A 24,585-nucleotide genomic window follows, 5' to 3' on the forward strand; every position below is an offset into this window, starting at 1 on the left:
AACGCCGAGGGGACTTCACACGGTGTGGACGTACCTGTCGAAGACCTGGTGGAAATCGGGGAACGTCTTCCGCACGCAGCCCGGGTCGTCGAAGGTGATGCCGGGGGTGCGCAGGGCGGTGACCGCGAAGGACATGACGATCCGGTGGTCGCCGTGGGTGGCGATCTCGACGGGCCCGGTGGGGGTGCCGGGCTGGATCTCGATCCAGTCGGGGCCGGTGGTGACGGTGATGCCGAGGCGGCGGAGGTTCTCGGCGCAGGCGTCGAGGCGGTCGCACTCCTTGACGCGGGTGTTGGCGACGTCCTCGACGCGGACGGGGCCTTCGGCGAAGGGGGCGATCGCGGCGAGGGTCGGCATGGTGTCGGAGATGTCGCGCATGTTGACCGTGAGGCCGCGCAGGGTGCCGGTGGAGCGGACGGTCGTACCGGCGTCGGTGATCTCGACGTCGGCGCCCATGCGGCGCAGCACGTCGACGAAGCCGAGGTCGCCTTGGAGGGCACCGGTGCCGAGGCCGGGGACGGTGACGGAGCGGCCCGGTTCGAGGGCGGCGGCGGCGAAGAAGTAGCTGGCGGTGGAGGCGTCGGGCTCGATGCCGTACGTACGGGCCCGGTAGCCGGTGGGGGCGACCCGGTAGGTGCGGCCGTCCTGGCGGACCTCGGCGCCGAAGCTCCGCATCATCGCGAGGGTGATCTCGACGTACGGCTCCGAGACGAGGTCGGTGACGGTGATGTCGAGGCCCTCGGCGGTGAGCGGGCCCAGCATGAGCAGCGCCGTCAGGTACTGGGAGGACTGCCCGGCGTCGAGGGTGAGCGCGCCGCCCTTCACGCCGGCGGCGCGGACGGCGAGCGGGTGATGCCCCTCCTTCTCCCCATGCCGCAGATCGACACCGAGGGTGCGCAAGGCGGTCGCCAGGGGGGCAAGGGGTCGTACTCGCATCTGGGCGGAGGCGTCGAAGCGGTACGTGCCGTGGCCGGTGGCGGCGAGGGTGGGCAGGAAGCGGGCGGTGGTGGCGCCGTCGCGGCAGTACACGTCGGCGTCGGTGGCCCCCGGGCCGGTGGGGCGGCCCTCGATGTGCCAGGCGTCGCTCTCGCGGCGGACGGTGTAACCGAGGGCGGAGAGGCCCTCGGCGAAGCCCTCGGTGTCGTCGGAGACGAGCGGCCGGAGGAGGGTGGTGGTGCCCTCCGCGGCGGCGGCGAGGAAGAGCGCGCGGGCGGTGACGGACTTGGAGCCGGGGATGTCGATGACGGTCACGGGGTCATGGTGCCGTGGGGGGCGGGGGGCTGGGGGGGTGGTCCGCCACTTGGACGGGGCGGGGCGGGGGCGGGCCTGTGGGGGGGCGGGCCTCGGCGGGGCCGGGCCTACGCGACCCCGCGCCTCCGCCGCCCACCGCCGTGTGGGCGACCGCCCATGCCCGCCGCCCACCTCCCCCGTGTGGGCAACCGCCCACGCCCGCCGCCCACCTCCCCCGTGTGGGCAATCGTCCCGCAGGGCGGGACGGGCGACCGCCCATGCCCGCCGCCCACCTCCCCCGTGTGGGCAATCGTCCCGCAGGGGCGGGACGGGTGGGCACACGGGACGGCGCCCTCGGCGGCGCCTCCGCCCCTTGTGCCCGGACCCGCACCAAGCAGTGCGGCGCGCACCGGGTGCGGGTACAGGCGCGGAAGCCTAGGCCCGGCAAGGGGCGCCGTTCCGTTGTGCCCACCCGTTCCGCCCCAGCGGAACGATTGCCCACAACGGGGTGGGCGGGGCGGGGGTGCAGCGGCCGTTGTGCCCGCGGGCGGGTGGGCGGCGCCTCGGCGGGGCGGGTGGGCGACGCCTCGGTGGGGCGGTTGCCCGCGACGGGGTGGGCGGCGCCTCGTTGGGGCGGTTGCCCGCGACGGGGTGGGCGGCGCCTTGGTGGGGCGGATGCCCACAGCGAGGGGGGGGTCAGTGGCGGCGGGTGCGCCAGAGGAGGTAGAGGGCTGAGGTTACTGCTGCGGCTCGGAGGGTCCACGGCCACGTTTCCGAGATCGCCGCACCCATCGCCTCCCCTCCCGGCGACACCGCCGCACCCCAGCGGCCCTCCACCCTGCCCCACAGCCACACCACGCCCGACGCCGCCGCCAGGCCCGGGATCACCAGGACCGCAGTCTTGACCTCACCCGGGGTCAGCCGGCGGGAGGCGTACACGAGGAGCCAGCCGCCGGCCAGCGCCACCAGCGAACCGAAGACCGCCCCGCCGAGCAGCAGCAGCGCGGCCAGGAGGACGAACGGGTTCGCGGGGGCGGCCACCGGCACCGCGTCCGCCTCGGGGCTTTCCCGCCTGCGGCGGCGCCTGCTCAGGACTCTCGCCAGGCCGCGGCGCTTCCCCCGTACATGCTCCGGCTCCGGCTCCGGCTCCCCCTCCCCCTCCACCTCCTCCGGCGGCGGCTCGAACAGGTCCGGGCGTTCGACCCCTCCCACGAAGCCCGTGAAGCTCCCGAGGTCCTCCATGGCGTCGGTCCGCCACCAGTCCGGCTCCGCCGATGCGGTGACGGGGGCGGGGGCGGGCTCCTCATCGGGTTCCGCCTTGCGGGGCGGCGGCACGGGCTGCGGCGCGCCCGGGCCGTCGTCTCCGCCGCCCACCCGCTCCACCACCTCGTCCGGCGTGCCCAGCGCGCCGAGGATGCCCCGTACCGCCGACGGGCTCTCCTCGCCGTGCGTGGCGCGCCGCCGGTCGATCTCGTTCCGGAGTGTCGACACCAGCCGCATCCGGTCGCCGGCCGGCAGCTGGCGTTGTTGTGCCAGATCGCCGACCCGGCTCAGATAGTCGTAGACCAACTGGTCGCTCTCGATCCCCACGGTGCCCCTCCACGGCCGGTTCGCCCGGTACGGCCCGACGTTAGCGCCTGAACAGCGGCTAACGTGGTGCGGATGGGGATCGGTGAGCTCGACCGGGAGGCGCACGTGCCCGAGGTAACTGGCGCCGCCGCGGCGCCCCGCACACTCGCGGAGGCGCTGCGCGCACGGGGCGACGAGGGGCTCGCCGCGCTGCTGCGGGCCCGGCCGGACCTGCTGAGTCCCGTGCCGAACGACCTGACGCAGCTGGCGACGCGCGCCGGTACGCGGGGTTCGGTGGTGCGTGCCCTGGAGCGGCTCGACCGGTTCGCCCTCCAGACGGCGGAAGCGCTCGCCGTCGGCCCGGACCCGGCCCCGTACCCCGTACTCCTGGCGCTGCTCACCGGCGACGAGGGCGATCCGGAGATCGAGGCGGCGCTGCCGGGCGCGGTGGCGCTGCTGCGCGAGCAGGCGCTCGTGTGGGGCGAGGACGACCGGCTGCGGCTCGTGCGGACCGCGCGGGAGCTGCTCGCGCCGTCGGCGCAGCACCCGTCGCCGACCGGCCTCGGGCCGACGGTCGCCGAGGCCACGTCGGGGATGTCGCCGGGCCGGGTGCAGGAGATCATCGCGGCGGCCGGGCTGCCGGCGACGCACGATCCGGTGTCGGCGGTGGCGGCGCTCACGGGTCTCTTCACCGACCGGGAGCGGATGGGCGCGCTGCTCGACACGGCCGCTCCGGAGGCGTTGGCTGTCCTGGACCGGCTGGTGTGGGGGCCGCCGTACGGCGAGGTGACGGCGAACCCGGCGCCGCCGGTGCGCTGGCTCCGCGACCGGGGCATGCTGCTCCCCGTGTCGGCGCGGACGATGGTGCTGCCGCGTGAGGTGGCGCTGCATCTGCGGGGCGGGCGGGCGCACCGGGCGCCGGAGCCGGTGCCGCCGGAGCTCGGGGTGCTGCGCGAGTACCGTCCACAGGTGGTGGACAGTGCGGCGGCCGGGCAGGCGCACGTGGCGCTCGCGACGGTCGAGGAGCTGCTGAAGTCCTGGGACCGGGGCGGCCCGCCGGTGCTGCGCGCGGGCGGTCTCGCGGTGCGGGACCTGAAGCGGACGGCGGCGGCGCTCGACGTGACGGAGGAGACGGCCGCGTTCTGGCTGGAGCTCTGCCACGGGGCGGGGCTGCTCGCCTCGGACGGGGAGGCGGACGAGCGGTACGCGCCGACGCCCGCCTACGACCACTGGCTGGACCTGCCGGCCGCCGAGCGGTGGGCGCTGCTGGTGACGCCGTGGCTGTCGGCGACCCGCACGGCGGGTCTGGTCGGTGGGCAGGACGCGAAGGGCCGTACGCTCGCGGCGCTCGGCCCGGATCTGGACCGGGCGCCCGCGCCGGAGGTCCGGCACCGGGTCCTCGCGCTCCTCGCGACGCTCGCGCCGGGGGGCGCGGCCGATCCGGAGACGCTGTTCGCGCGGCTCCGCTGGGAGCGGCCGCTACGGGGGGCCGCGCAGATCGCCTCGGAGGGGGCCGGGGCCGCCACCGACCTGCGGTCGCGGCTCGCCCGCTGGACGCTCGCGGAGGCGGAGCTCCTCGGGCTCACGGGCCGTGGCGCCCTGTCGGGTCCCGCGCGGGCGCTGCTCAACCTGCCGCTCGCGGAGGCCGCGGCGGCCACGGCGCCGGGTGGCGGCGTCGAGCTGTCGGTGGCGGCCGACCGGGCGGCGACGCTGCTCGCGCCGCTGCTGCCCGAGGCCGTCGACCACGTCCTCCTCCAGGCCGATCTGACGGCCGTCGCGCCGGGGCCGCTGCGGCGCCCGCTCGCGGACGCGCTCGCGGTCCTCGCGGACGTGGAGTCGAAGGGTGGCGCCACGGTCTACCGGTTCACGCCCGGGTCCGTACGGCGTGCGCTCGACGCCGGGCAGACGGCGTCCGACCTGCACGACTTCCTGAAGGCGCACTCCCGTACGCCGGTGCCGCAGCCCCTCGCGTACCTCGTCGACGACGTGGCGAGACGGCACGGGCATCTGAAGGTGGGGGCGGCGTCCGCGTACCTGCGCTGCGACGACGACACCGTGCTCGGCGAGATCCTGGCCGACCGCCGTTCCGCCTCGCTCGGGCTTCGCCGGCTCGCGCCGACGGTGCTCGCCGCGCAGACGGACCCGGCGTCGCTGCTCGACGGGCTGCGGTCGATGGGGTACGCGCCGGCCGCCGAGTCGGCGGAGGGCGACGTCCTGATCACCCGCGCCGACGCGTACCGCACGCCCGCGCGTACGGCTCCGGTGCCGGTGCCCGACGGGCCGCCCGCGCCCGACACGACGCTGCTCGGCGCGGCGGTACGGGCGATCCGGGCGGGCGACCGGGCGGCGACGGCGGTACGGAAGGAACCGGCGGCCGCGTCGACGGCGGCGGGCGCCCTCCCCCGCACGTCCGCCGCGGAGACCCTCGCCACCGTGCAGGCCGCGGCGATGACCGGCTCGGCCGTGTGGATCGGCTACGTCAACGCGGACGGCGCGGCGAGCCAGCGGGTCATCGCCCCGGTCCGCGTGGAGGGCGGCTTCGTGACGGGCTACGACCACACGGCCGACGAGGTCCGTACGTACCCGCTGCACCGCATCACGGGCGTGGCAGAGTTGGCGGACGACCAGGTGTGACGGGGGCGGGGGGCCGGGGCGGGCGCGGTCAGACGTGCACGTTGCCCGTCAGGAGCAGGACGAAGAAGACCATCCAGCCGATGGCGTCGATCAGCGCCGGATACACCACCGCGAGACCGCAGGCCAGGACGGCGAGGCTGACGCGCGCCTGACGCCGCCGCTGGGTGCGTGCGAGGCACCAGGCGGGCACGACGAACGCGAAGGGCACGACGAAACCGCCGACCAGGAAGACGGGAAGCGCGGAGAACAGTTCGGCCCCGCCCGCCACCCAGAACGACAGGAGCGGCGCGAGCACGGTCGCCGCGAGCGGGAACACCCACCAGCGGGGGTCGTCATCGCCGGGCGCGGGTGCGGCGGCCGCTCCACGCACGGGTGCGGTGGCGGTGGACTGTGCGACACGGTGGGTCATGGCCCCATCCCACCGCGCCGCCCCCGGCAGCCCCCACCGCGCACGTACTCATTCGTGGCGCACCGCGTACTCAGCGGCGCGGCGCCACCAGGGTCCCGGGGTCGAGCTTCAGCGGGAACGGCGACTCGACCGCCGTCTCACGCCCCGCTTCGGCGACGAGCCGCTCCACATAGCGGCCGTCCCGCAGTTCGGAGACGATCAACGTCGGCACCGGCTCCAGCTCGAGCCGCCACAGGTGCTCGATGTTGGCCTCCGCGTAGTACGGGGGCTTGAGCAGTCGGTCCGTACGGCGGCCCGAGGACGACGGGGAGACGATCTCGACGACGAGCAGCACGGCCTCGGCGTCGCACGTCACCGGGTTCTCCGCGGCGGCCGCCGCCTCGACCACGACGATGTCGGGGATGAAGAGGCCGTCGGGCAGGACCACGTGGACAGCCTCGAGGACTTCGGCCGAAACGCCCGCGGCCTGGACGGCGGAGTCGAGCAGACCCCACAACCGCGACGACGCCTCGCGCGGAAACCGACGCCTTCAGTGTGGCAGCCCCCACCGACAACTGCCGCGAGTCAGGCACACTGGAGGATTGGCCGTTACGGGAACGGCACGGTGTCGGAAGGACCTGATCACGTGAGTGGACCGCTCATCGTCCAGAGTGACAAGACCCTGCTCCTGGAGGTCGACCACGAGCTGGCCGACGCCTGTCGGCGGGCCATCGCGCCCTTCGCGGAGCTGGAGCGGGCGCCGGAGCACATCCACACGTACCGGCTGACGCCGCTCGGCCTGTGGAACGCGCGGGCCGCCGGGCACGACGCCGAGCAGGTCGTCGACGCGCTCGTCGAGTACTCGCGCTACCCCGTGCCGCACGCGCTGCTCGTCGACATCGCCGAGACCATGGACCGGTACGGGCGCCTCACCCTGTCCAAGCACCCCACCCACGGCCTCGTCCTCACCAGCACCGACCGGCCGGTCCTGGAGGAGATCCTGCGGTCGCGGAAGGTGCAGCCGCTGGTCGGGGAGCGGATCGACGCCGACACCGTCGCCGTGCACCCCTCCGAGCGCGGGCAGATCAAGCAGACGCTCCTGAAGCTGGGCTGGCCCGCCGAGGACCTCGCCGGGTACGTCGACGGCGAGGCGCACCGGATCGACCTCGCCGAGGACGGCTGGGCGCTGCGCCCGTACCAGAAGCAGGCCGTCGAGGGGTTCTGGCACGGCGGCTCCGGGGTGGTCGTGCTGCCCTGCGGCGCCGGCAAGACGCTCGTCGGGGCGGGCGCGATGGCGCAGGCGAAGGCGACGACGCTGATCCTCGTGACGAACACCGTCTCCGCCCGGCAGTGGAAGAGCGAGCTGGTGAAGCGGACGTCGCTGACCGAGGACGAGATCGGCGAGTACAGCGGTACGAGGAAGGAGATCCGGCCGGTCACCATCGCCACGTACCAGGTCCTCACGACCAAGCGGAAGGGCATCTACCCGCACCTGGAGCTGTTCGACTCCCGGGACTGGGGCCTCATCGTGTACGACGAGGTGCATCTGCTGCCCGCCCCCGTCTTCAAGTTCACGGCCGATCTGCAGGCCCGCCGGCGGCTCGGACTGACGGCGACCCTGGTACGGGAGGACGGGCGGGAGTCCGACGTGTTCTCGCTGATCGGGCCCAAGCGGTTCGACGCGCCGTGGAAGGAGATCGAGGCGCAGGGGTACATCGCGCCCGCCGACTGCGTCGAGGTCCGGGTGAACCTGACCGACTCGGAGCGGCTCGCGTACGCGACCGCCGAGGCCGAGGAGAAGTACCGCTTCTGCGCGACGACGGCGACGAAGCGGAAGGTGACGGAAGCCCTGGTGAAGAAGTTCGAGGGGCAGCAGATCCTCGTCATCGGGCAGTACATCGACCAGCTCGACGAGCTCGGCGAGCACCTGGACGCGCCGGTCATCAAGGGCGAGACGTCGAACGCGCAGCGGGAGAAGCTCTTCGACGCGTTCCGCACCGGCGAGATCAGCGTGCTCGTGGTGTCGAAGGTCGCGAACTTCTCCATCGACCTGCCGGAGGCGACCGTCGCCATCCAGGTGTCGGGCACCTTCGGCTCGCGCCAGGAGGAGGCGCAGCGCCTCGGCCGGGTGCTGCGGCCGAAGGCCGACGGGCACCAGGCGCACTTCTACTCGGTGGTCGCCCGGGACACCATCGACCAGGACTTCGCGGCGCACCGCCAGCGGTTCCTGGCGGAGCAGGGGTACGCGTACCGGATCGTCGACGCGGACGAGCTGCTGGCGCCGTGACCCGGTCTGTCAGTCCATCAGGGCGAGGAGCGGGCCTGCGAGCCCCAGGCAGTACTGGGCGGTGACGAGGGCGCGGCGGGGTACCACGAGGGCCGCCACGCCCGCGGCGGCCCCGAGGGCCAGGGACCAGAAGCCGGCCGTGATGAAGACGCCGCCCACGCCGTCGCCGTCGATGGCGTCACCGAGGGTGAAAATGGCGGTGAGCACCAGGCAGGCGACGAGGAAGAGCAGCCCGAAGGCCGCGGCGACGCGGAGGCCGAAGGTGTAGGGGGCGGGGGCGGTCGGGGCGGTCGCTTCCGGGGCGGGGGTGGGCGCTTCCGGGGCGGTCTCGTCCAGGGTCGGGGTCGGGGTCGCGTCCGGGTTCCGGTCCGGGGAGGGCGTCGTCGTCATGGGCTGATCCCATCAGGTGCGACGGCGGCGCCGGCAGGCGTTCTCGTACTCAGTCGGGGCCGGCGGCGTACTCAGGGCGCGGGTTCCTGACGCCGGCCTCGGGCGGGCCGTAGTCGCCGAGGAGGACGACTCCGGCCGCCGCGCCGCCGAAGGCGCGGATCGCGCGGAGGGCGGTGCCGAGGGGGCGGACGCGGGGGCGGGGGATCGAGGGCACGTGGGTGAACGTCGTCGCGGTCATGCATCCATGATGGAATCCGGACATTCCGAACACATCGCTCTGGGGGGTGAACCGGGGGCGGGCCCGGGTCCGACGTGAGGCGGACCCCGTCCCCTACGGGGTGGAGAAGGTTTGAATCCGTTCGCCCCCACCCCCGCCCAGGAGTTACACTCGCCAGCTTCCCCGCCTCCCCCGTGGAGAGCCGCCGCCCGGCCGGAAACCGGCGGCCACCTCGTCGTGTCCGCGTATCCACCTGCTCGGAGGCTTCACCGTGTCCGCGTCTGCGCCCGTACCCGTGCCCGTGTCCGATTCCGCGCCGGGTTCCGCGCCCGATTCCGTGCCCGAGTCCGATCCGCTCGGCCGTGAGCGCGCCCATCTGACCTCCTCCCGCGCCGCCCTGCGCGCGATGCGCGAGGACGTCGAGGCGCTCGACATCACGAACGTCACGGCGAACTGGGTCAACTCGGTCGTGCTCGGTCGGCAGATCGAGGACCGCATCAAGGCGCTCGCCGACCTCTCCCACACCCCCCTGTTCTTCGGGCGGCTCGACTACCTGCACACCACGCAGGAGGGGCAACGCTTCTACATCGGGCGGCGGCACGTCCATGACGCCGACGGCGACCCGATGGTGATCGACTGGCGTGCGCCGGTGTCGCAGCCGTACTACCAGGCGTCGAAGAAGGACCCGCAGGACGTCGGGCTCCGCCGCCGCTTCGGGTACACGGGCGGCGAGCTCACCGCGTACGAGGACGAGCACCTCTCCGACCCGACGGAGCTGGAGACGACCAGCCGGCTGCTCCAGGCGGAGATCGAGCGGCCCCGCGTCGGTCCGATGCGGGACATCGTCGCCACGATCCAGCCGGAGCAGGACGGGATCGTCCGCTCCGGCCTGGCGGGGACGGTGTGCGTGCAGGGAGGCCCCGGTACCGGAAAGACGGCCGTGGGTCTGCACCGCGTGGCGTACCTCCTCTACGCGCACCGGGAGCGGCTCGCCCGCACCGGCACCCTGGTCATCGGGCCGAACCGGTCCTTCCTCCACTACATCGAGCAAGTGCTGCCCGCGCTTGGCGAGTTGGAGGTCAGCCAGGCGACGGTGGACGATCTCGTCGCGTACGTCGACGTGCGGGGGACGGACGAGGCGGCGACGGCGGTCGTAAAGGGCGACGCCCGGATGGCGGAGGTGCTGCGGCGGGCGGTGCGCTCGCACGTGGCGCTGCCGAAGGAGCCCCTGATGGTGGTGCGGGGGTCGCGCCGCTGGCGGGTGCCCGTGCATGAACTGGACGAGATCGTGCGGGAGTTGATGGGCCGTGACATGCGGTACGGGGCGGCTCGTGACGCGCTGCCCCAGCGCATCGCCCACGCGGTCCTCGTCCGGATGGAGCAGGCGGGTGAGGCGCCCGACGACCGGGTGCAGAACGCGGTCGCGCGGAACGCGGCGGTGAAGGCGGTCGTGAAGGAGTGCTGGCCGCTGGTGGAGCCCGCGAAGCTGGTGCTCCGGCTGCTGAGCGACCCGGAGTTCCTGGCGGAGCACGCGGAGGGGCTGCTCACCGAGGACGAGCAGAAGCTGATCCTGTGGGCGAAGCCCGCGCGGAGCGTGAAGACGGTGAAGTGGTCGGCGGCGGACGCGGTCCTCATCGACGAGGCGCGGGACCTGGTGGAGCGGACGCACTCGCTCGGGCACGTGGTCCTCGACGAGGCGCAGGACCTGTCCCCGATGCAGTACCGGGCGGTGGGCCGGCGCTGCACGACCGGCTCGGCGACGATCCTCGGGGACCTCGCGCAGGGGACGACGCCGTGGGCGACGACGAGTTGGGCGGAGGCGCTCGGGCACCTGGGGAAGCCGGAGGCGGTGGTGGAGGAGCTGACGGCGGGTTTCCGTGTGCCGCGTGAGGTGATCGCGTACGCCTCGCGGCTGCTTCCGCACATGTCGCCGGGGCTCGCGGCGGTGGAGTCCGTACGGGAGAACCCGGGGTCGCTCGCCGTACGCCCGACGGACACGCTGGACGCGGACGTCGTCGCGGCCTGTGTCGAGGCGCTGACCCACGAGGGTTCCGTCGGCCTGATCGCGGCGGACGCGCGGATCGCCCCGCTGGCGGAGGCGCTGGCGGCCGCCGGTCTCGCGTACCTCTCCCCCGGCGAGGAGACGACCGCCGAGTCCCGGCTGACCCTGGTACCGGCCTCGCTCGCGAAGGGCCTGGAGTACGACTACGTGGTCCTCGACGAACCGGCGGCGGTCGTCGACGGCGAACCCGACGAACGCACGGGCCTGCGCCGCCTGTACGTGGCCCTGACCCGAGCCGTGTCGGGCCTGACGATCATTCACTCGGCGCCGGTTCCGGAGCAGTTGGCGCAAGGATGACCGGACGGCGGAAAAAAATGGCGGGCGACCGATGAGTTTCCCCGGGGGGCCCGGTCTTAGGTGATAGTTGCTGCTGAGCACCCCTGCTGAGCAACGCTGCTGAGTGCCAGTCATGTCATGGAACACCGAACGGGAGAACCCAGATGCGCACCCTGATCAGCTCCGCCTTCGTCTCGCTCGACGGCGTCATGGAGGCCCCCGGCGGCGAGGCCGGTTACCGGAACGCCGGCTGGACCTTCAAGGACATGGAGTTCCTGCCGGAGGCGTACGCCATCAAGGGGCGGGAGCAGGAGGAGGCCTCCGCGGTGCTGCTCGGCCGGGTCAGCTACGAGGCGTTCAGCCCGGTGTGGCCCGACATGGAGGACTTCGTCCAGTACAAGGCGATGCCGAAGTACGTGGTGTCCACGACCCTCACCGAGGACGGCCTGGTCGGCAACTGGGGCGAGACCACGATCCTGCGCTCGCTCGACGAGGTCGCCGCGCTGAAGGAGACCGAGGGCGGCCCGATCATCATGCACGGCAGCGCGAGCCTCAACCGGGCGCTCTCGGACGCCGGTCTCGTCGACCGGTACCACCTGCTCGTCTTCCCGCTGCTGCTCGGCGCGGGCAAGCGGCTGTTCAGCGGCACGGACAAGGACACGCAGAAGCTGAAGCTCGTCGAGCACGAGGCGTACGCCAACGGCATGCAGCTGAACGTCTTCGACGTCGTCCGCTGACCCGGTCGGTCGTGAGGGGTCAGAGCGCCGCCGCGTACTCCGCCAGCGCCTCGGTGCGGGTGCGGTGGGCTACGGCCGCGAGGACCGGGTTCTTCTCGCGGTAGTAGGCCTCGGTCACCAGGCCCCAGGCCAGGGCCCAGCCCCGGCCCCGCGCCCAGGTCGCGTCGTCGGCGCGGGCGGCCTCGCGGAACAGCGGGCGGGTGTCGGCGGTGAGCAGGGTCCAGGCGGGCATCATGTCGCAGGCCGGGTCGCCGGTGCCGAGGCCGCCGAAGTCGATGACGGCGCTGAGTCGGCCTTCGCGGCCGAGCAGGTTGCCCGGCAGCAGGTCGCCGTGGATCCAGACGGGCGGGCCGTCCCACTGCGGCAGCCGCAGCACCGACTCCCAGGCGGCGCTGGCCAGTTCGGTGTCGACCAGGCCGAGGGCCCCGAGGCCGCGGACGGCGGCCGGCAGGTTGCCGTCCTCCCAGGCCGTGACCGGGCCGCCCCGGAAGGACGGCGGTCCTTCACTCGCGTCGACGGTACGCAGGGCGGCGCCGAAGCGGCCCAGTTCGACGGCCGCGTGGGCGAGGTCGGTGAGCGGCACGTCGTACGTGTCGTCCCCGTCGAGCCAGCGGTAGACGGACCACGGCATCGGGAAGTCGGGGCCCGCCCCGGCCCGCCCGACCGGGACGGGGACGTCCAGCGGCAGGTGCGGGGCGAGCAGGGGCAACCAGCGCTGTTCCTTCTCGACCTGGCCCACGGCGTGCGGGGCGCGGGGCAGCCGTACGACGAGGTCGTCGCCGAGCCGGAACATCGCGTTGTCCGTACCGGCGGAGGCCACGGCCCGCACCGGGAGCCCGGCCCACTCGGGGAACCGTCCGGTGACGAGCCGTCCGACGAGCGCGGTGTCGATGTCGAGCTCGTCGGGTCGCGTCGGGGTGGCTGCCATGCCGGGCAGGCTAACGACCGCACCGGTCCCGGGGCCACGCGTTTTCGGCGCGGCGCCGGGGCCGTACGCGTCCGGGCTCGTACGGATCCGAGTCCGTACGGCGCGCGGGTCCGCCGTGCGAGTCCGTACGGCGCGCGGATCCGTGCGGCCCCGGGACCGTACGCGTCCGGGCTCGCGCGCCCGAGAGCGGCGGTTACGCGTCGATCGCCTCGCGCCAGACCCTGACCGCGTCCGCCGAGACCGGGGCCGCCCAGCCCTGGGGGCGGGCCGCGCCGCCGATGTGGAAGGCGTCGAGGCCGGCCGCGCGGAGTTCGGGGAGGTGGTCGAGGCGCAGGCCGCCGCCGACGAGGATCTGCGCCTCGTAGCCGGGCTCGCCCGAGCGGGCGGCCTCGGCCTTGAGGGTGGCGAGGCCGTCGTCGACGCCGGTCGCAGATCCCGCCGTGAGGTAGGTGTCGAGGCCGGGCAGGTCGGCGAGGTTCTTGCGGAGGCCGTCGCGGTCCGCGGCGCGGTCGATCGCCCGGTGGAAGGTCCAGCGGGCGCCGTCGAGGGCCGCGATGAGCCGCTCGACGGCCACCAGGTCGGGCTCGCCGTCGGGGGTGAGGAAGCCGAGGACGAACTCCTCCGCGCCCGCCTCGCGCAGTTCGAGGGCCCGCCCCACGAGGGCGTCGACGTCACCGGCCGCGAAACCGTCGGCGAGCCGGAGCATCACGCGCAGCGGGATGTCGACGGCGGCACGGATGGCGGCGAAGCCGGCCCGGGACGGGGTGAGCCCGTCCGCCGCCATGTCGGTGACGAGTTCGAGCCGGTCGGCGCCGCCGGACTGGGCGGCGACCGCGTCCTGCTCGTCGAGGGCGATCACCTCAAGGACTGCACGGTTGCTCATCGAAGCCCATTTCTCCATATATGACAGCTACAGGTCTAGTCCAATGACCAGCCTAGCTGTGCTCATGGTCTCCCGCACCGTGCGTGGCCCCACCGGCGGCCGCGACGGAGGCCTCGGCGTTGCCCGTGGTGACCGTGAAGGCGGCCGTCCGCACCTTGCCCTCGTGCTGGAAGTCGAGGAACAGACGGTACGTGCCGGGGCTGGGTGCCGTCGCCGTGAAGGAGACGTCCGGGCCGGGGCCGCCCTCGTTCGGGTGGACGTGGAGGTAGGCGAGGTCGCCGTCGCGCAGGGCGACGAGGTGTCCGTACGCGCCGAGGTACGGCTCCAGGTCGGTGACGGGCTTTCCGCCCTTGGTGACGGTGAGCCGGAGCTCGCCGGCCTTGCCGGGGTTCAGGGTGCCGCCGAGCCGGACCTGGTAGCCGTCGACGGTCGCGGTCGGGTTCACGGCGGGCAGCGGCCGCGGGGCGTACGCGCCCGGGACCGCGAGGTCGGCGCCGAGCGTGATGCCCTTCGCTCCGGGCGCGGCGGGCTTGAAGTCCGCGAAGGCCTTGTAGCCGCCGGCGGCGGGGAGGTCGACGGGGGTCGTCCAGGTGCCGTCGGCGGCCTTCACGGGGTGCAGGTGGCGGAAGGTGCCGAGGTCGCGGGACGCGACGATGAAGTGCAGTTCCTTGCCGTGCTCGGTGGTGAACGCGGTGACCTTCTTGCCGGCCGCGTCCTTGACGGAGAACTTCAGGACGCTCCCGCCGACGGTGGGCGTCGGGGTCTCCATGGCCAGGGTGTAGCCGTCCTGGGAGACCTGGAGGCCGCCGGGGAGGTTCGCGGCGGGCGCGGTGTCCGCGGCCGCGCCCTCGCCGTGCCCGGCGTGGCCGTCGGCCGCCGCGCCCTTCGAGGGGGCGGGCGCGGCCGCGTGGTCGCCGTGCTCGGCCTTCTTCGGCTCCTCGACGGGGCCGACGCCCTTGCCGACCCCGTACGCGGTCCCGAAGGTCGCGGCGAGCGCGGCGGCAAAGGCAGTGATCTTCACTCCGGTGTTCATGGCTGCTCTCCCGTACGTGCGTTGTCGTGGTGACCGTCCGATGCACTTCACCATACCCCTGGGGGGTATCAAGTCAAGTCGGGGAGACGCTTGCGTCGGATACCACCGGGGGGTATACATGGACCCACGACCGAATACCCCCCAAGGGTATCGGTGAAGTGGAACCCGACCGAGGAGGAAGCCATGGGCTCCTGCTGCACCCCCGACAACAGCTGCTCGACCACCGCGGAGACCACCGCCGTCGCGGTCGCCGACAGCACCGTCACGGTCTACGCCGTCTCCGGCATGACCTGCGGCCATTGCAAGACCGCGATCACCACGTCCGTCAGCGCGCTCGACGGCGTCATCTCCGTGGACGTCGACGTCGCCGGCGGCCTCGTGACCGTGACGACGGGCGGCGAGCCCGACGACGCCGCGATCACGGCGGCCGTCGACGACGCGGGCTACGAGCTCACCGGCCGCGCCGCCTGACCCGCCCGCCCCACCTCGGCCGCCGGGGCCCGCCCGACCACACCCGGGCCCCGGCCCCCGGCTTGAGCGCCCCGGAGGTGAGCCGAGCCCCGAAAAAGAGGAGCGTCATGACAACGACTACACCCGGCACCGCCCAGGTCGAGCTCGCCATCGGCGGCATGACCTGCGCCTCGTGTGCGGCCCGTATCGAGAAGAAGCTCAACCGGATGGACGGGGTCGAGGCCACCGTCAACTACGCCACCGAGAAGGCGAAGGTCACCTTCGACGCCGACATCGACGTCTCCGACCTCATCGCCACCGTCGAGGCCACCGGCTACACCGCCGCCGAGCCCGCGCCCCCGAGGAGCGAGGCGCCCGGTGACGGCGGCCCCTCCGACGAGGAGCGGGCCGACGAGGAGCTGCGGCCCCTCAAGCAGCGGCTGATCACCGCCGTCTCGCTCGCCGTGCCGGTCATCGCGATGGCGATGGTCCCGGCGCTGCAGATCGAGTACTGGCAGTGGCTGAGCCTCACGCTCGCCGCACCGGTCGTCGTGTACGCCGCCTGGCCGTTCCACCGGGCCGCCTGGACGAACGCCAGGCACGGCGCCGCGACGATGGACACGCTGATCTCCGTCGGCACGATCGCCGCGTTCCTCTGGTCCCTGTGGGCGCTGTTCTTCGGGACGGCCGGTACGCCGGGGATGACCCACCCGTTCGAGTTCACCATCGCCCGTACCGACGGCGCCGGGAACATCTACCTGGAGGCCGCCGCGGGCGTCACCGCCTTCATCCTGGCCGGCCGGTACTTCGAGGCCCGGTCGAAGCGCAAGGCGGGCGCCGCGCTCAAGGCGCTGATGCAGCTGGGCGCGAAGGAGGTGACCGTCCTCAAGAACGGCCGCGAGGTCACCGTACCGACCGCCGAACTCCAGGTCGGGGACCGCTTCCTGGTCCGTCCCGGCGAGAAGATCGCCACCGACGGCACCGTCGTCGAGGGTTCGTCCGCCGTGGACGCCTCGATGCTCACGGGCGAGTCCGTCCCGGTCGAGGTCGGGGTCGGCGACTCCGTCACCGGCGCCACCCTGAACGCCGGCGGCCGCCTCGTCGTCGAGGCCACCCGCGTCGGCTCCGACACCCAGCTCGCCCGGATGGCGAAGCTCGTCGAGGACGCGCAGAACGGCAAGGCCGCCGCCCAGCGCCTCGCCGACCGCATCTCCGCCGTCTTCGTGCCGATCGTCATCGCGCTCGCCCTCGGCACCCTCGGCTTCTGGCTCGGCACCGGACAGGGCCTCACCGCCGCGTTCACCGCCGCCGTCGCCGTCCTGATCATCGCCTGCCCCTGCGCCCTGGGCCTCGCCACTCCGACCGCCCTCATGGTCGGCACGGGCCGCGGCGCGCAGCTCGGCATCCTCATCAAGGGCCCCGAGGTCCTGGAGACCACCCGCAAGGTCGACACGATCGTCCTGGACAAGACCGGCACCGTCACCACCGGCCGGATGACCCTCCTCAAGGTGCACACCGCCGACGGTGTCGACGAGACCGACGTCCTGCGGCTCGCCGGCGCCCTGGAGCACTCCTCGGAGCACCCGATCGCGCAGGCCGTCGCCACCGGCGCCGCCGCCGAGGTGGGGACGCTCCCCGCCCCCGAGGACTTCGCGAACATCCCCGGTCTCGGCGTGCAGGGCGTCGTCGAGGGGCACGCGGTCCTCGTCGGCCGCGAGAAGCTGCTCGACGAGTGGGCGATGGCGCTCCCCGCGGGTCTCAAGTCCGCGAAGGACACGGCCGAGAAGGCCGGCAGGACGGCGATCGCCGTGGCGTGGGACGGGGAGGCCCGTGCGGTCCTCGAGGTCGCGGACGCCGTCAAGGAGACCAGTCCCGAGGCCATCAAGCGGCTGCGCGCGCTCGGTCTGACGCCGATCCTGCTGACCGGCGACAACAAGGCCGTCGCGGAGGCGGTCGCCGCCGAGGTCGGCATCGACGAGGTCATCGCGGAGGTCATGCCGCAGGACAAGGTCGACGTCGTCAAGAAGCTCCAGGCGGAGGGCCGTTCGGTCGCGATGGTCGGCGACGGCGTCAACGACGCCGCCGCGCTCGCCCAGGCCGACCTGGGGCTCGCGATGGGCACGGGCACGGACGCCGCGATCGAGGCCGGTGACCTGACCCTCGTACGTGGGGACCTGCGGGCCGCGGCCGACGCGATCCGGCTCTCCCGCAGGACGCTCGGCACGATCCGCTCGAACCTGTTCTGGGCCTTCGCCTACAACGTGGCGGCGCTGCCGCTCGCCGCGGCCGGACTGCTCAACCCGATGATCGCGGGCGCGGCCATGGCCTTCTCCTCGGTCTTCGTCGTCGGCAACAGCCTGCGCCTGCGGGGCTTCCAGGCCGCCGACCGCTGACGACCCGCCCTTCCCCGCCAATCTCCGAGGAGCCCGCCGTGGCCGGTTACGGACAGCACAAGGAAGACATCATCAGACGCCTGCGGCGCATCGAGGGGCAGGTCAGGGGGGTGCAGCGGATGGTCGACGAGGACGTCTACTGCATCGACGTCCTCACCCAGGTGTCCGCCATCAACGCGGCCCTCCAGTCCTGCGCGGTGGCCCTGCTCGACGAACACCTCAGCTGCTGCGTGACGGAGGCGATCGCGCAGGGCGGGGACCAGGCGAAGGAGAAGGTGGGCGAGGCGTCGAAGGCCATCGCCCGGCTCATCCGGACGTAGTCCCCGGCCGGGAGAGGGAGGGAAGGGCCCCGAGAGGGGCCCTTCGGCGATGGACGACATCCCGCCAGCGTACCCCTGGGGGGTATACCTGGGCGGGGGAAGCGGCCCGTACGATGAGCCGCCCGTAGGGGAGGGGATGCACGTGCGCAGGCTGGGAGAGCTGGAGGCCGAGATCATGGACCGGCTGTGGGCCTGGCAGCGGCCCGCCACGGTCCGCGAGATCGTCGACGACATCAACCGGGGGCGCCGGGTCGCCTACACGACCGTGATGACGGTCGCGGACATCCTCCACCGCAAGGGCTGGCTCCGCCGCGAGAAGGCCGGCCGGGCCTGGCTGTACGAGCCCGTCCGCAGCCGCGAGGAGTACACCGCCGGACTGATGCGGGACGCCCTCGGCGACAGCCAGGACCGCCCCGCCGCCCTCCTGCGGTTCGTCGAGGTCATCTCGGACGAGGACATGGAGGCCCTCGACGCGGCCCTGCGCGCGGCCCGCGCCGACCAGGACTCGGAGCCCGGCGGCGAGCTACCCGCGGGTGACCACGCCCCCAGGCCCGGCGATGGACACGTTCCCCGGCCCGGCGGTGGCCTCCCCGGAGGTGACCACACCCTCCGGATCAGCGGGGGCCGTGCCCCACGGCCCGGCGGGGGCCACGCCCCCCGGACCGGCGGCGGGAGCGGCGTGTGAACCATCACGCTCTCGTTCCGCTCGGGCTCGTCGCCCTCACCGGCTTTCTCGTGCCGCTGCTCGTGGTGCGGGCGCGCTGGGCGCAGCAGGTGCCCCGGCTCGCCCTCGGCGTCTGGGCCGTGTGCGGCGCCGTCTTCGCGGGCGCGACCGCCCTGCTGCCCGCCCAGATGGTCCTCTCGGGCGAGAGCAGCCACCGGCTCGCGGACATGATGTTCGCGCTCCGGCCGCCCACGGCCGACCAGCTCCTGAACCTCGACGGGCGCGAGCGGTTCGCCCTCGCGCTCTCCCTCGCCGTCCTCGCGCTGCCCGCCTCCGCGTTCGTACGCCGGCTCGTCAGGGCCCGGCGGGTGCGGCTGCGGCACGCGGGGGTGCTGCGGCTCGTCGGGCGGTACGACCCCGCGCTCCGGGCCACCGTCCTCGACGACGCCCGCCCCGCCGTGTACTGCCTGCCCGGCCGCTCGCGTCGGGTCGTCGTCTCCTCGGGCGCGGTGCACACCCTGACCCCGGCCCAGCTCGCCGCGGCGCTCGCGCACGAGCGGGCGCACATCGCGGGGCGGCACCATCTCCTGGTCGCGGCGGCGGAGGCCTTCGCGGCCGTCTTCCGGCGCCTCCCGCTCGCGCGGCACGGCGGAACGGCCGTACCGCTGCTGCTCGAAATGGCGGCGGACGACCGGGCGTTGCGCCGGTGCACGCGGGACGCGCTGGCCACCGCGCTGTACGCGCTGGCCTCGGGACGGGCGCCCCGGTCGGCGTTCGCGGCGGGCGGCCCCTCGGCGGCCCTGCGGATGCGGCGCATCCTCACCCCGCACAGCGCCGGACACCCCGTACTCCGGGGCCTGCTGACCATCGCGTCGGCGACCCTCGCGATGACGCCCCTGGTCGTCGCCTGCTGTTCCTTCCCCGGGTAATTGACTCGGTTCAACGACCGGCCTTCCGAACCGAACACCCCTATTTACTAAGCGAATTCGTAGATTTCGCATCGGTCACGGCCAACTTAATTCACCGCTATTGTGGGTACGTTGGGGATCTGGCTCGGCACGTCGAAGGGTACAAAACCAATGCAGCTGGCTGGCGTTCGGACGGCCGCGGCCGGCGACGCGACGACGATATCCAGGCTGCTCGCCGACGTCATTCGGAGCAGCTACGTCGGAATCCTCGACGAAATCCCGATGCGGCGGCTCATCTCCGCCCAATGCGCACTCCCCCGCATACGAGCGGAAATTGAAATTCCGGGAGGAGCGCCCGGCTGGCTCGGCTGGCTCGTCGCGACCGACGCGGACGGCGCGGTCGTCGGCGTCGCCGCGGGCGGTGTCCCCGTCCCGGGCGAGGGCGAGGTGTACGCCCTGGCCGTGGCGTCCGGCTCCCGCCGCCGCGGTGTGGGTACGGCCCTGATCGACGCGGCCACCGACCGGATGCGGAACTACGGGGCGCGGGCCCAGCGCGTGGAGCTCCCGGCGGAGCCGGACCCGGCGCTGCCGTTCTACTCGCACCTGGGCTTCGAGGCCCTCTCACCCAGGCGCTGGAGCCGGGCGCTCCCGGCCCCGACGCTCTAGGCGCCGACGCTCCAGGCCCCGACGCTCCAGGCCCCGAGGCTCCCCAGATGGGCGTGGCAGATCCACGCCATCGCGTGTTCACGCAGCCCGATCCGGTGGATCGGCGTTCCCTCCCCAGGTCAGGATGGGTCCAGCGGCGCGGTCCCCGGCGGCACGGGTACCTCGTCCGGACGGCATGGACCGAGCGAGCCCCTGGAGGAGCGATGCACACACCGAGCGGCACTTCCCTGCCCGTCGTGCCCGCAGCGCTCGCGCCGGTCCTGCCGTCCCGATACGGCCGGGAGCAGGAGCCCGCCCCCGGGGCCGGCATCCGGGTCACCTCGGACACCCTCCCCGGGCTCGAATCCGTCTCCCCCGCCGACGAGGGCTCCGTCTGGCTGCACGACGCCCTGCTCGGCCCGCACAGCGCGGACATCGTCCGGTACCTCAGCCTCGCCCGCTCCACCGGCGGACCCGTCCTCGACCTCGGCTCCGGCGCCGGGCGGCTCGCCGTCCCGTTCGCCCGGCACGGCTTCGCCGTGGAGGCCGTGGACCGGGACGCCTCGGCCCTCGAGCGCCTCGACGGCTGGGCCCGCCGGATCGGTCCGCAGGTGGCCGGGCTCGTCGTCACCCACCGGACCGACCTGACCGAGCTGCGCCTCGACGGCAGCTACCGGCTCGCGCTGCTCGCGGGCGCGATGGTCACCGCCGTACCCCCGGCCCGGCGGCCCGAGCTGCTGCGGGAGGTCGCCTCCCACCTGGAGACGGGCGGCGCGCTCGCCCTCGACTACACCGCGCACCAGCTGCCGGGGCTGATCGCGGAGCCCCGGCGGACCTGGGCCTTCCAGGTGCCCCGCTTCGACGGCATCGACGAGTGGGTGGTGGCCCGGCAGGTCTTCGACCTGCCGTCGATGAGCGAGCGGATCACGTACTACACGGCCAGGACGGGCAAGCTCTCCACGGAACGGGTCGTGCTGACCACCGACAAGTGGATCGTGGACCCCGAACGGCTCGCCGCCGAACTGCACGCGGTAGGCCTGCACATCGAGGGCCGGCGGCGCCACCGCATCGACGAGCGGACCGAGTCCGTCCTGCTCGTGTGCAGGACGGACGACTGACCGGACGAACGGCCCGAGGACGTACCGGACCGGCAGGGTGACGTGCCCCGCGGCCGGTGGGCGACATACGGACGGCTGAACAGCACCTGCCGAGGTTGACGGGCAAGAGGTACGATGCCCACAAAAGTTTGAGCCGACCAGATGGCGGGCGGGCGGGCGGAGAAGATGGCAGTCGTGGAAGAGCTGACGGGCCGCGAGGCGGTGATCCAGCGCCTGCGTGACGTGGGGCTGCGGGTCACGGGCCCGCGCCTCGAAGTGCTCACGGTGCTCGCCGCCGGCGGCCATCTCGACGTCGAGGCGATCACCACGACCGCCCGCGAGCGGCTCGGCACCCTGACCAGCCAGGCCGTGTACGAGATGCTGCGGCACTTCCAGGAGACGGGCCTGGTCAGCAAGTTCGACCGGCCCGGCCTGCCCGCGGTCTTCGAGGTCTCGGGACCCGCGCACCAGCACGCCCTGTGCACGGTCTGCGGCCGCGTGGAGAACGTGGCGTCGGCAGCGCCGGCGCCGCCCCGCGGCGCCCTGCCCGAGTGGCGGGTGGAGGACGCGGAGGTCGTCTTCAAGGGCCTGTGCCCCGACTGCCGTACGAGCGCGGCGACGAGCACCGGCACCGTCTGAGCCCTGCTCAACTCCGTGCGTGTCGTTCGATTGTGTGGCAGGGTCTAGCGGGGCGATTCAACGGGTCCGGGTGGACCGAGGGGAGTCTGCTGCGCAGTGTCCAGAAATACCTCCGTGCCGCGTGTCGGTGGAGACCAGGCTCTCGCCGTCTACCAGGAACTCCGCATCCGCCCGGATGCCACGTTCGACGAGGTCGCGGACCGTTTCGAGCTCTCCGCCGAGGAGCGGGAGCGATGCCGGGACGAACTCGCCACGCTGGGACTGACCGAACCCGGGGAGCCGGCCGAGGACCGGGCCGCCGAGTCGACCGGGAAGCCGGCCGAGGAGTCGGCCGGACCCGGGGCGCCCCGCCAAGGCGTCCCCACCGTCGTCGACCCCGACGTCGCCCTGCTGCGGCTGCTGCGCCGGGAGCGTGACCGGCTCCAGGAACGACTGGCCGCGACCAGCCGCACCCACACGGCCCTCGAAGCGCTGGCCGGGCCCTTCCTGCGGGCCGGCGCCACCCCCCGCGCCGAGATAGAGGTCGAGATCGTCGACGTTCCCGGCCTGGCGCGACGGAGCCTCGCGGACCTGATGGACTCGGTCCGCACGGCCGCGTCCTTCATGCACACGGGCTCCGTCCGCCGCGAGGAGATGGGCGCGGAGCTGGCACAGGACCGGCTGTGGGCCGACCGGGGTGTCCGGGTCCGCGCCATGTACAGCCGCCGGGCCGCCTCGGTCCCGGAGATGGCCCAGCACCTGGAGGAGCGGACAGCGGTAGGGGTGGAGATCCGGCTGTCGTCCGTGATCCCGATGAACATGGTGCTGGCCGACGAGAACTTCGCCATGCTCCCGACCGATCCGTACGACCCGGCGTCCCCCGCGATCCTCGCGCGCGGCCCCGGCCTGGTCCGGTCCTATCTGGCCCTGTACGAGTACTGCTGGACGGCGGCGGCCCCGTACGGCCAGGAGGATCCGGCGGAGAAGGGCGGCGACGGGCTCTCCGAGCAGCAGCGGGCGGCGCTGCTGATGCTCGCGTCCGGCATCAAGGACGAGCAGATCGCCCGCAATCTGGGGGTGTCGCTGAGGACGGTCAGTCGTCTTCTCTCCGAGGTGATGCAGGAGTTGGGGGCGGCGAGCCGGTTCGAGGCGGGGGTGAAGGCGGCTCGGCTCGGGCTGCTCGACAACGAGGGGACCGACCGCGGACTGTAGGGCGGGGCTCCCCGGAGGAGTTCGCATGGCGCACGATGGGTGCGGGACGGCATGACGGACCCCTCCTGGCCGTATGACAGGGTGAGGGCGGGGGCGACTCGAGCGAACAGGGGGCCACTTCGCCATGATCACCAGCGGTGGCGGCGGTACGGGAGAGCGGCGGTCACCCGATCCTGTGGTGGTTCTCTACCAGGAGTTACGCAAACGGGGGGTGTCGCACCTCGGCGAGGTGGCCGCCGAACTCAGGCTGGCGCCCGAGGAGTACGAGCGATGTAGGAACGAACTGACGGCGCTCGGGCTCATCGTGCCGACCAACCCCGCCCAGCACGGGGCCCGCGGGGAACACGAGGGCGGGTCGGGGCACCACGACAGCGACACGGTCGCGGTGATCGACCCGGAGATCGCGATGCTGCGGCTGCTGTCCCGCGAGCGTGAGCAGTTGCGCGAGCACCTGGACGAGGCGGACCGCGCGTACAGCACGCTCGAGACTCTGGCGGGGGCGTATCTGCGGGCCGGTTCCCTGACGCGTTCGGATGCCGACGTGGAACTCCTCAGTGACTACCGGCGGATTCAGCAGGTCCTCGAGGACATCACCGACGTCATCCAGCACGGTCTGGCGTCGATGCATCCGACGTCGCTGGTCCGTGAGGTGGCGGAGCGCGTGCTGAGCCGGGACCGGCGGCAGATCGAGAACGGGGTGCGGGTCCGCGCCATGTACAGCGAGCGGGTCGTCGCCGCGCCGGAGGTGTCGGAGCTGCTGCGGCGCCGGGTCGAGGCGGGCGTGGAGGTGCGGATCACCCCCGCCGTGCCCATGACGATGATCATCGCCGACGCGCAGTTCGCGATGGTGCCGGTCGATCCGGCGGAGCCTATGGCGGGGGCGGTGCTGGCCCGCGGCCCGGCCCTGGTCCGCTCGTACCTCGCGCTGTACGAGCACTGCTGGCACACCGCCTCGCCGTACGGGGACGGTCCGGCCCCGGAACAGGGCGGCGACGGGCTCTCGGAGCAGCAGCGGGCGGCGCTGGTGATGCTCGCCTCCGGCATGAAGGACGAGAAGATCGCGCGAGGGCTCGGGGTGTCGCTGCGGACGGTGAGCCGCATGCTGTCCGAGCTGATGCAGGAGATGGGCGCGACGAGCCGTTTCGAGGCCGGGGTACGGGCCCATCGCCTCGGCTGGGTCGACTGAGGCCGTTCCGCTCGACGAATTCCGTTTCGGCCGGCTTCGACAGAAAGGGAAAAGGCTCCGCCGTCACCCGTGAAGAGTGACCGCGGAGCCTTTTCCCTCTACCCGACGACTTAATTGGCAGCTGTCGGCGCCGGGCTGACCTTGTTCCACTCGTTTCCGTTGGACGGGGACGGCGTGGGGGTCGGGGTGGGCTCGGCGGTCGTCCCGTCGGACGCTCCGTCGGCCACCACGTACTGGGGGGCCGAGACCGCGTTGGGGGCCGTCGCCAGTGCCGCACCGCCGGCGACGGCGAGACAGCCGGCCGCGGCGAGGGCGAACTGACGGACGATCTTGCGCATCCCCGTGGCGTGCCCAGCAGACATGATTCCTCCAGGAGTTGGAATGTGAATTCTGTCTTCGGGGCTCCCGTGCCGCCGGGTGTTCCCCTGAAGACATCTCCATTCTGGCCCTGCCCCGGA

The 24,585-nt window shown here is 73.3% G+C and carries 23 protein-coding genes and 1 pseudogene; 14 read left to right on the forward strand and 10 right to left on the reverse strand.

The features are described 5' to 3' along the window. Window positions 1-15: 15 nt before the first annotated feature. Both aroA and ABT034_RS21035 read right to left on the reverse strand, forming a co-directional pair. The gene (gene aroA, locus ABT034_RS21030; RefSeq protein ID WP_351217317.1) at window positions 16-1,251 is read right to left on the reverse strand and encodes a 3-phosphoshikimate 1-carboxyvinyltransferase; all 1,236 of its coding nucleotides are present in this window, start codon (window positions 1,249-1,251) and stop codon (window positions 16-18) included. Between the two features lie 675 nt (window positions 1,252-1,926). Next, a complete protein-coding gene (locus ABT034_RS21035) occupies window positions 1,927-2,820 on the reverse strand; it encodes a hypothetical protein (protein WP_351217319.1) in 894 nt (297 codons plus the stop codon). Between the two features lie 72 nt (window positions 2,821-2,892). On the opposite strand from ABT034_RS21035, the gene ABT034_RS21040 reads away from it, so the two are divergent. Continuing rightward, a complete protein-coding gene (locus tag ABT034_RS21040) occupies window positions 2,893-5,433 on the forward strand; it encodes a helicase-associated domain-containing protein (protein WP_351217321.1) in 2,541 nt (846 codons plus the stop codon). Window positions 5,434-5,461: 28 nt separating this feature from the next. On the opposite strand, the gene ABT034_RS21045 is transcribed toward ABT034_RS21040, so the two are convergent. Then, complete coding sequence (locus ABT034_RS21045) at window positions 5,462-5,842, reverse strand: hypothetical protein (RefSeq protein WP_351217322.1); 381 nt, start codon at window positions 5,840-5,842, stop codon at window positions 5,462-5,464. Between the two features lie 70 nt (window positions 5,843-5,912). Then, entirely contained in the window at window positions 5,913-6,338 is a 426-nt protein-coding gene (locus ABT034_RS21050) for a Uma2 family endonuclease (RefSeq protein ID WP_351217324.1), read from the reverse strand. 129 nt (window positions 6,339-6,467) lie between these two features. Here ABT034_RS21050 and ABT034_RS21055 point away from each other — a divergent pair, with 129 nt between their 5' ends. Beyond that, a complete protein-coding gene (locus ABT034_RS21055; protein WP_351217326.1) occupies window positions 6,468-8,108 on the forward strand; it encodes a DNA repair helicase XPB in 1,641 nt (546 codons plus the stop codon). 9 nt (window positions 8,109-8,117) lie between these two features. Here ABT034_RS21055 and ABT034_RS21060 read toward each other — a convergent pair whose 3' ends face one another. Both ABT034_RS21060 and ABT034_RS21065 read right to left on the reverse strand, forming a co-directional pair. Then, a complete protein-coding gene (locus ABT034_RS21060) occupies window positions 8,118-8,498 on the reverse strand; it encodes a hypothetical protein (protein WP_351217328.1) in 381 nt (126 codons plus the stop codon). A gap of 49 nt (window positions 8,499-8,547) precedes the next feature. Continuing rightward, window positions 8,548-8,736, reverse strand: a complete 189-nt coding sequence (locus ABT034_RS21065) for a hypothetical protein (protein ID WP_351217330.1) — start codon at window positions 8,734-8,736, stop codon at window positions 8,548-8,550. Window positions 8,737-9,052: 316 nt separating this feature from the next. On the opposite strand from ABT034_RS21065, the gene ABT034_RS21070 reads away from it, so the two are divergent. Both ABT034_RS21070 and ABT034_RS21075 read left to right on the forward strand, forming a co-directional pair. Next, on the forward strand, window positions 9,053-11,074 hold the full coding sequence (locus ABT034_RS21070; RefSeq protein ID WP_351217332.1) for a HelD family protein: 2,022 nt from the start codon (window positions 9,053-9,055) through the stop codon (window positions 11,072-11,074). A gap of 143 nt (window positions 11,075-11,217) precedes the next feature. Then, entirely contained in the window at window positions 11,218-11,790 is a 573-nt protein-coding gene (locus ABT034_RS21075) for a dihydrofolate reductase family protein (protein ID WP_351217334.1), read from the forward strand. Between the two features lie 19 nt (window positions 11,791-11,809). On the opposite strand, the gene ABT034_RS21080 is transcribed toward ABT034_RS21075, so the two are convergent. The 3 genes from ABT034_RS21080 to ABT034_RS21090 form a co-directional block, all read right to left on the reverse strand. Continuing rightward, the gene (locus ABT034_RS21080; protein WP_351217336.1) at window positions 11,810-12,718 is read right to left on the reverse strand and encodes an aminoglycoside phosphotransferase family protein; all 909 of its coding nucleotides are present in this window, start codon (window positions 12,716-12,718) and stop codon (window positions 11,810-11,812) included. Window positions 12,719-12,911: 193 nt separating this feature from the next. Then, window positions 12,912-13,601, reverse strand: coding sequence for a copper homeostasis protein CutC (locus ABT034_RS21085; protein WP_351217338.1), 690 nt, complete (start codon window positions 13,599-13,601; stop codon window positions 12,912-12,914). A gap of 52 nt (window positions 13,602-13,653) precedes the next feature. Further along, window positions 13,654-14,634, reverse strand: a complete 981-nt coding sequence (locus ABT034_RS21090) for a DUF8832 domain-containing protein (protein ID WP_351217340.1) — start codon at window positions 14,632-14,634, stop codon at window positions 13,654-13,656. Window positions 14,635-14,817: 183 nt separating this feature from the next. Between ABT034_RS21090 and ABT034_RS21095 the strand changes: the two genes are divergently transcribed. The 10 genes and pseudogenes from ABT034_RS21095 (at window position 14,818) to ABT034_RS21140 (ending at window position 24,127) form a co-directional block, all read left to right on the forward strand. Further along, window positions 14,818-15,105, forward strand: coding sequence for a heavy-metal-associated domain-containing protein (locus tag ABT034_RS21095; protein WP_351217528.1), 288 nt, complete (start codon window positions 14,818-14,820; stop codon window positions 15,103-15,105). A gap of 107 nt (window positions 15,106-15,212) precedes the next feature. Beyond that, window positions 15,213-17,477 carry a heavy metal translocating P-type ATPase gene (locus tag ABT034_RS21100; protein ID WP_351217342.1) on the forward strand — a complete coding sequence of 755 codons (2,265 nt, stop codon included), beginning with the start codon at window positions 15,213-15,215 and terminating at the stop codon, window positions 17,475-17,477. A gap of 20 nt (window positions 17,478-17,497) precedes the next feature. After that, a complete protein-coding gene (locus ABT034_RS21105) occupies window positions 17,498-17,797 on the forward strand; it encodes a metal-sensitive transcriptional regulator (RefSeq protein ID WP_351217530.1) in 300 nt (99 codons plus the stop codon). 142 nt (window positions 17,798-17,939) lie between these two features. Beyond that, window positions 17,940-18,317: pseudogene (locus tag ABT034_RS21110) on the forward strand (BlaI/MecI/CopY family transcriptional regulator); the annotation flags it as partial. A gap of 161 nt (window positions 18,318-18,478) precedes the next feature. Then, window positions 18,479-19,390: a M56 family metallopeptidase gene (locus tag ABT034_RS21115; protein ID WP_351217344.1), complete on the forward strand. Its 912-nt coding sequence runs from the start codon at window positions 18,479-18,481 to the stop codon at window positions 19,388-19,390. Window positions 19,391-19,540: 150 nt separating this feature from the next. Beyond that, window positions 19,541-20,035 (forward strand): GNAT family N-acetyltransferase, encoded by a 495-nt coding sequence (locus tag ABT034_RS21120; RefSeq protein WP_351217346.1) that lies wholly within the window; start codon window positions 19,541-19,543, stop codon window positions 20,033-20,035. 203 nt (window positions 20,036-20,238) lie between these two features. Continuing rightward, entirely contained in the window at window positions 20,239-21,132 is an 894-nt protein-coding gene (locus ABT034_RS21125; RefSeq protein ID WP_351217348.1) for an SAM-dependent methyltransferase, read from the forward strand. 165 nt (window positions 21,133-21,297) lie between these two features. Then, window positions 21,298-21,750 carry a Fur family transcriptional regulator gene (locus ABT034_RS21130; protein WP_351217350.1) on the forward strand — a complete coding sequence of 151 codons (453 nt, stop codon included), beginning with the start codon at window positions 21,298-21,300 and terminating at the stop codon, window positions 21,748-21,750. Window positions 21,751-21,864: 114 nt separating this feature from the next. After that, complete coding sequence (locus ABT034_RS21135; protein WP_351217352.1) at window positions 21,865-22,941, forward strand: helix-turn-helix transcriptional regulator; 1,077 nt, start codon at window positions 21,865-21,867, stop codon at window positions 22,939-22,941. A gap of 211 nt (window positions 22,942-23,152) precedes the next feature. Continuing rightward, a complete protein-coding gene (locus ABT034_RS21140) occupies window positions 23,153-24,127 on the forward strand; it encodes a LuxR C-terminal-related transcriptional regulator (RefSeq protein ID WP_351217354.1) in 975 nt (324 codons plus the stop codon). A gap of 110 nt (window positions 24,128-24,237) precedes the next feature. On the opposite strand, the gene ABT034_RS21145 is transcribed toward ABT034_RS21140, so the two are convergent. Continuing rightward, the gene (locus tag ABT034_RS21145; RefSeq protein ID WP_351217356.1) at window positions 24,238-24,489 is read right to left on the reverse strand and encodes a hypothetical protein; all 252 of its coding nucleotides are present in this window, start codon (window positions 24,487-24,489) and stop codon (window positions 24,238-24,240) included. Window positions 24,490-24,585 lie beyond the last annotated feature (96 nt).

It is taken from the genome of Streptomyces sp. NPDC002773, from assembly GCF_040295605.1.
Lineage (GTDB): Bacteria > Actinomycetota > Actinomycetes > Streptomycetales > Streptomycetaceae > Streptomyces.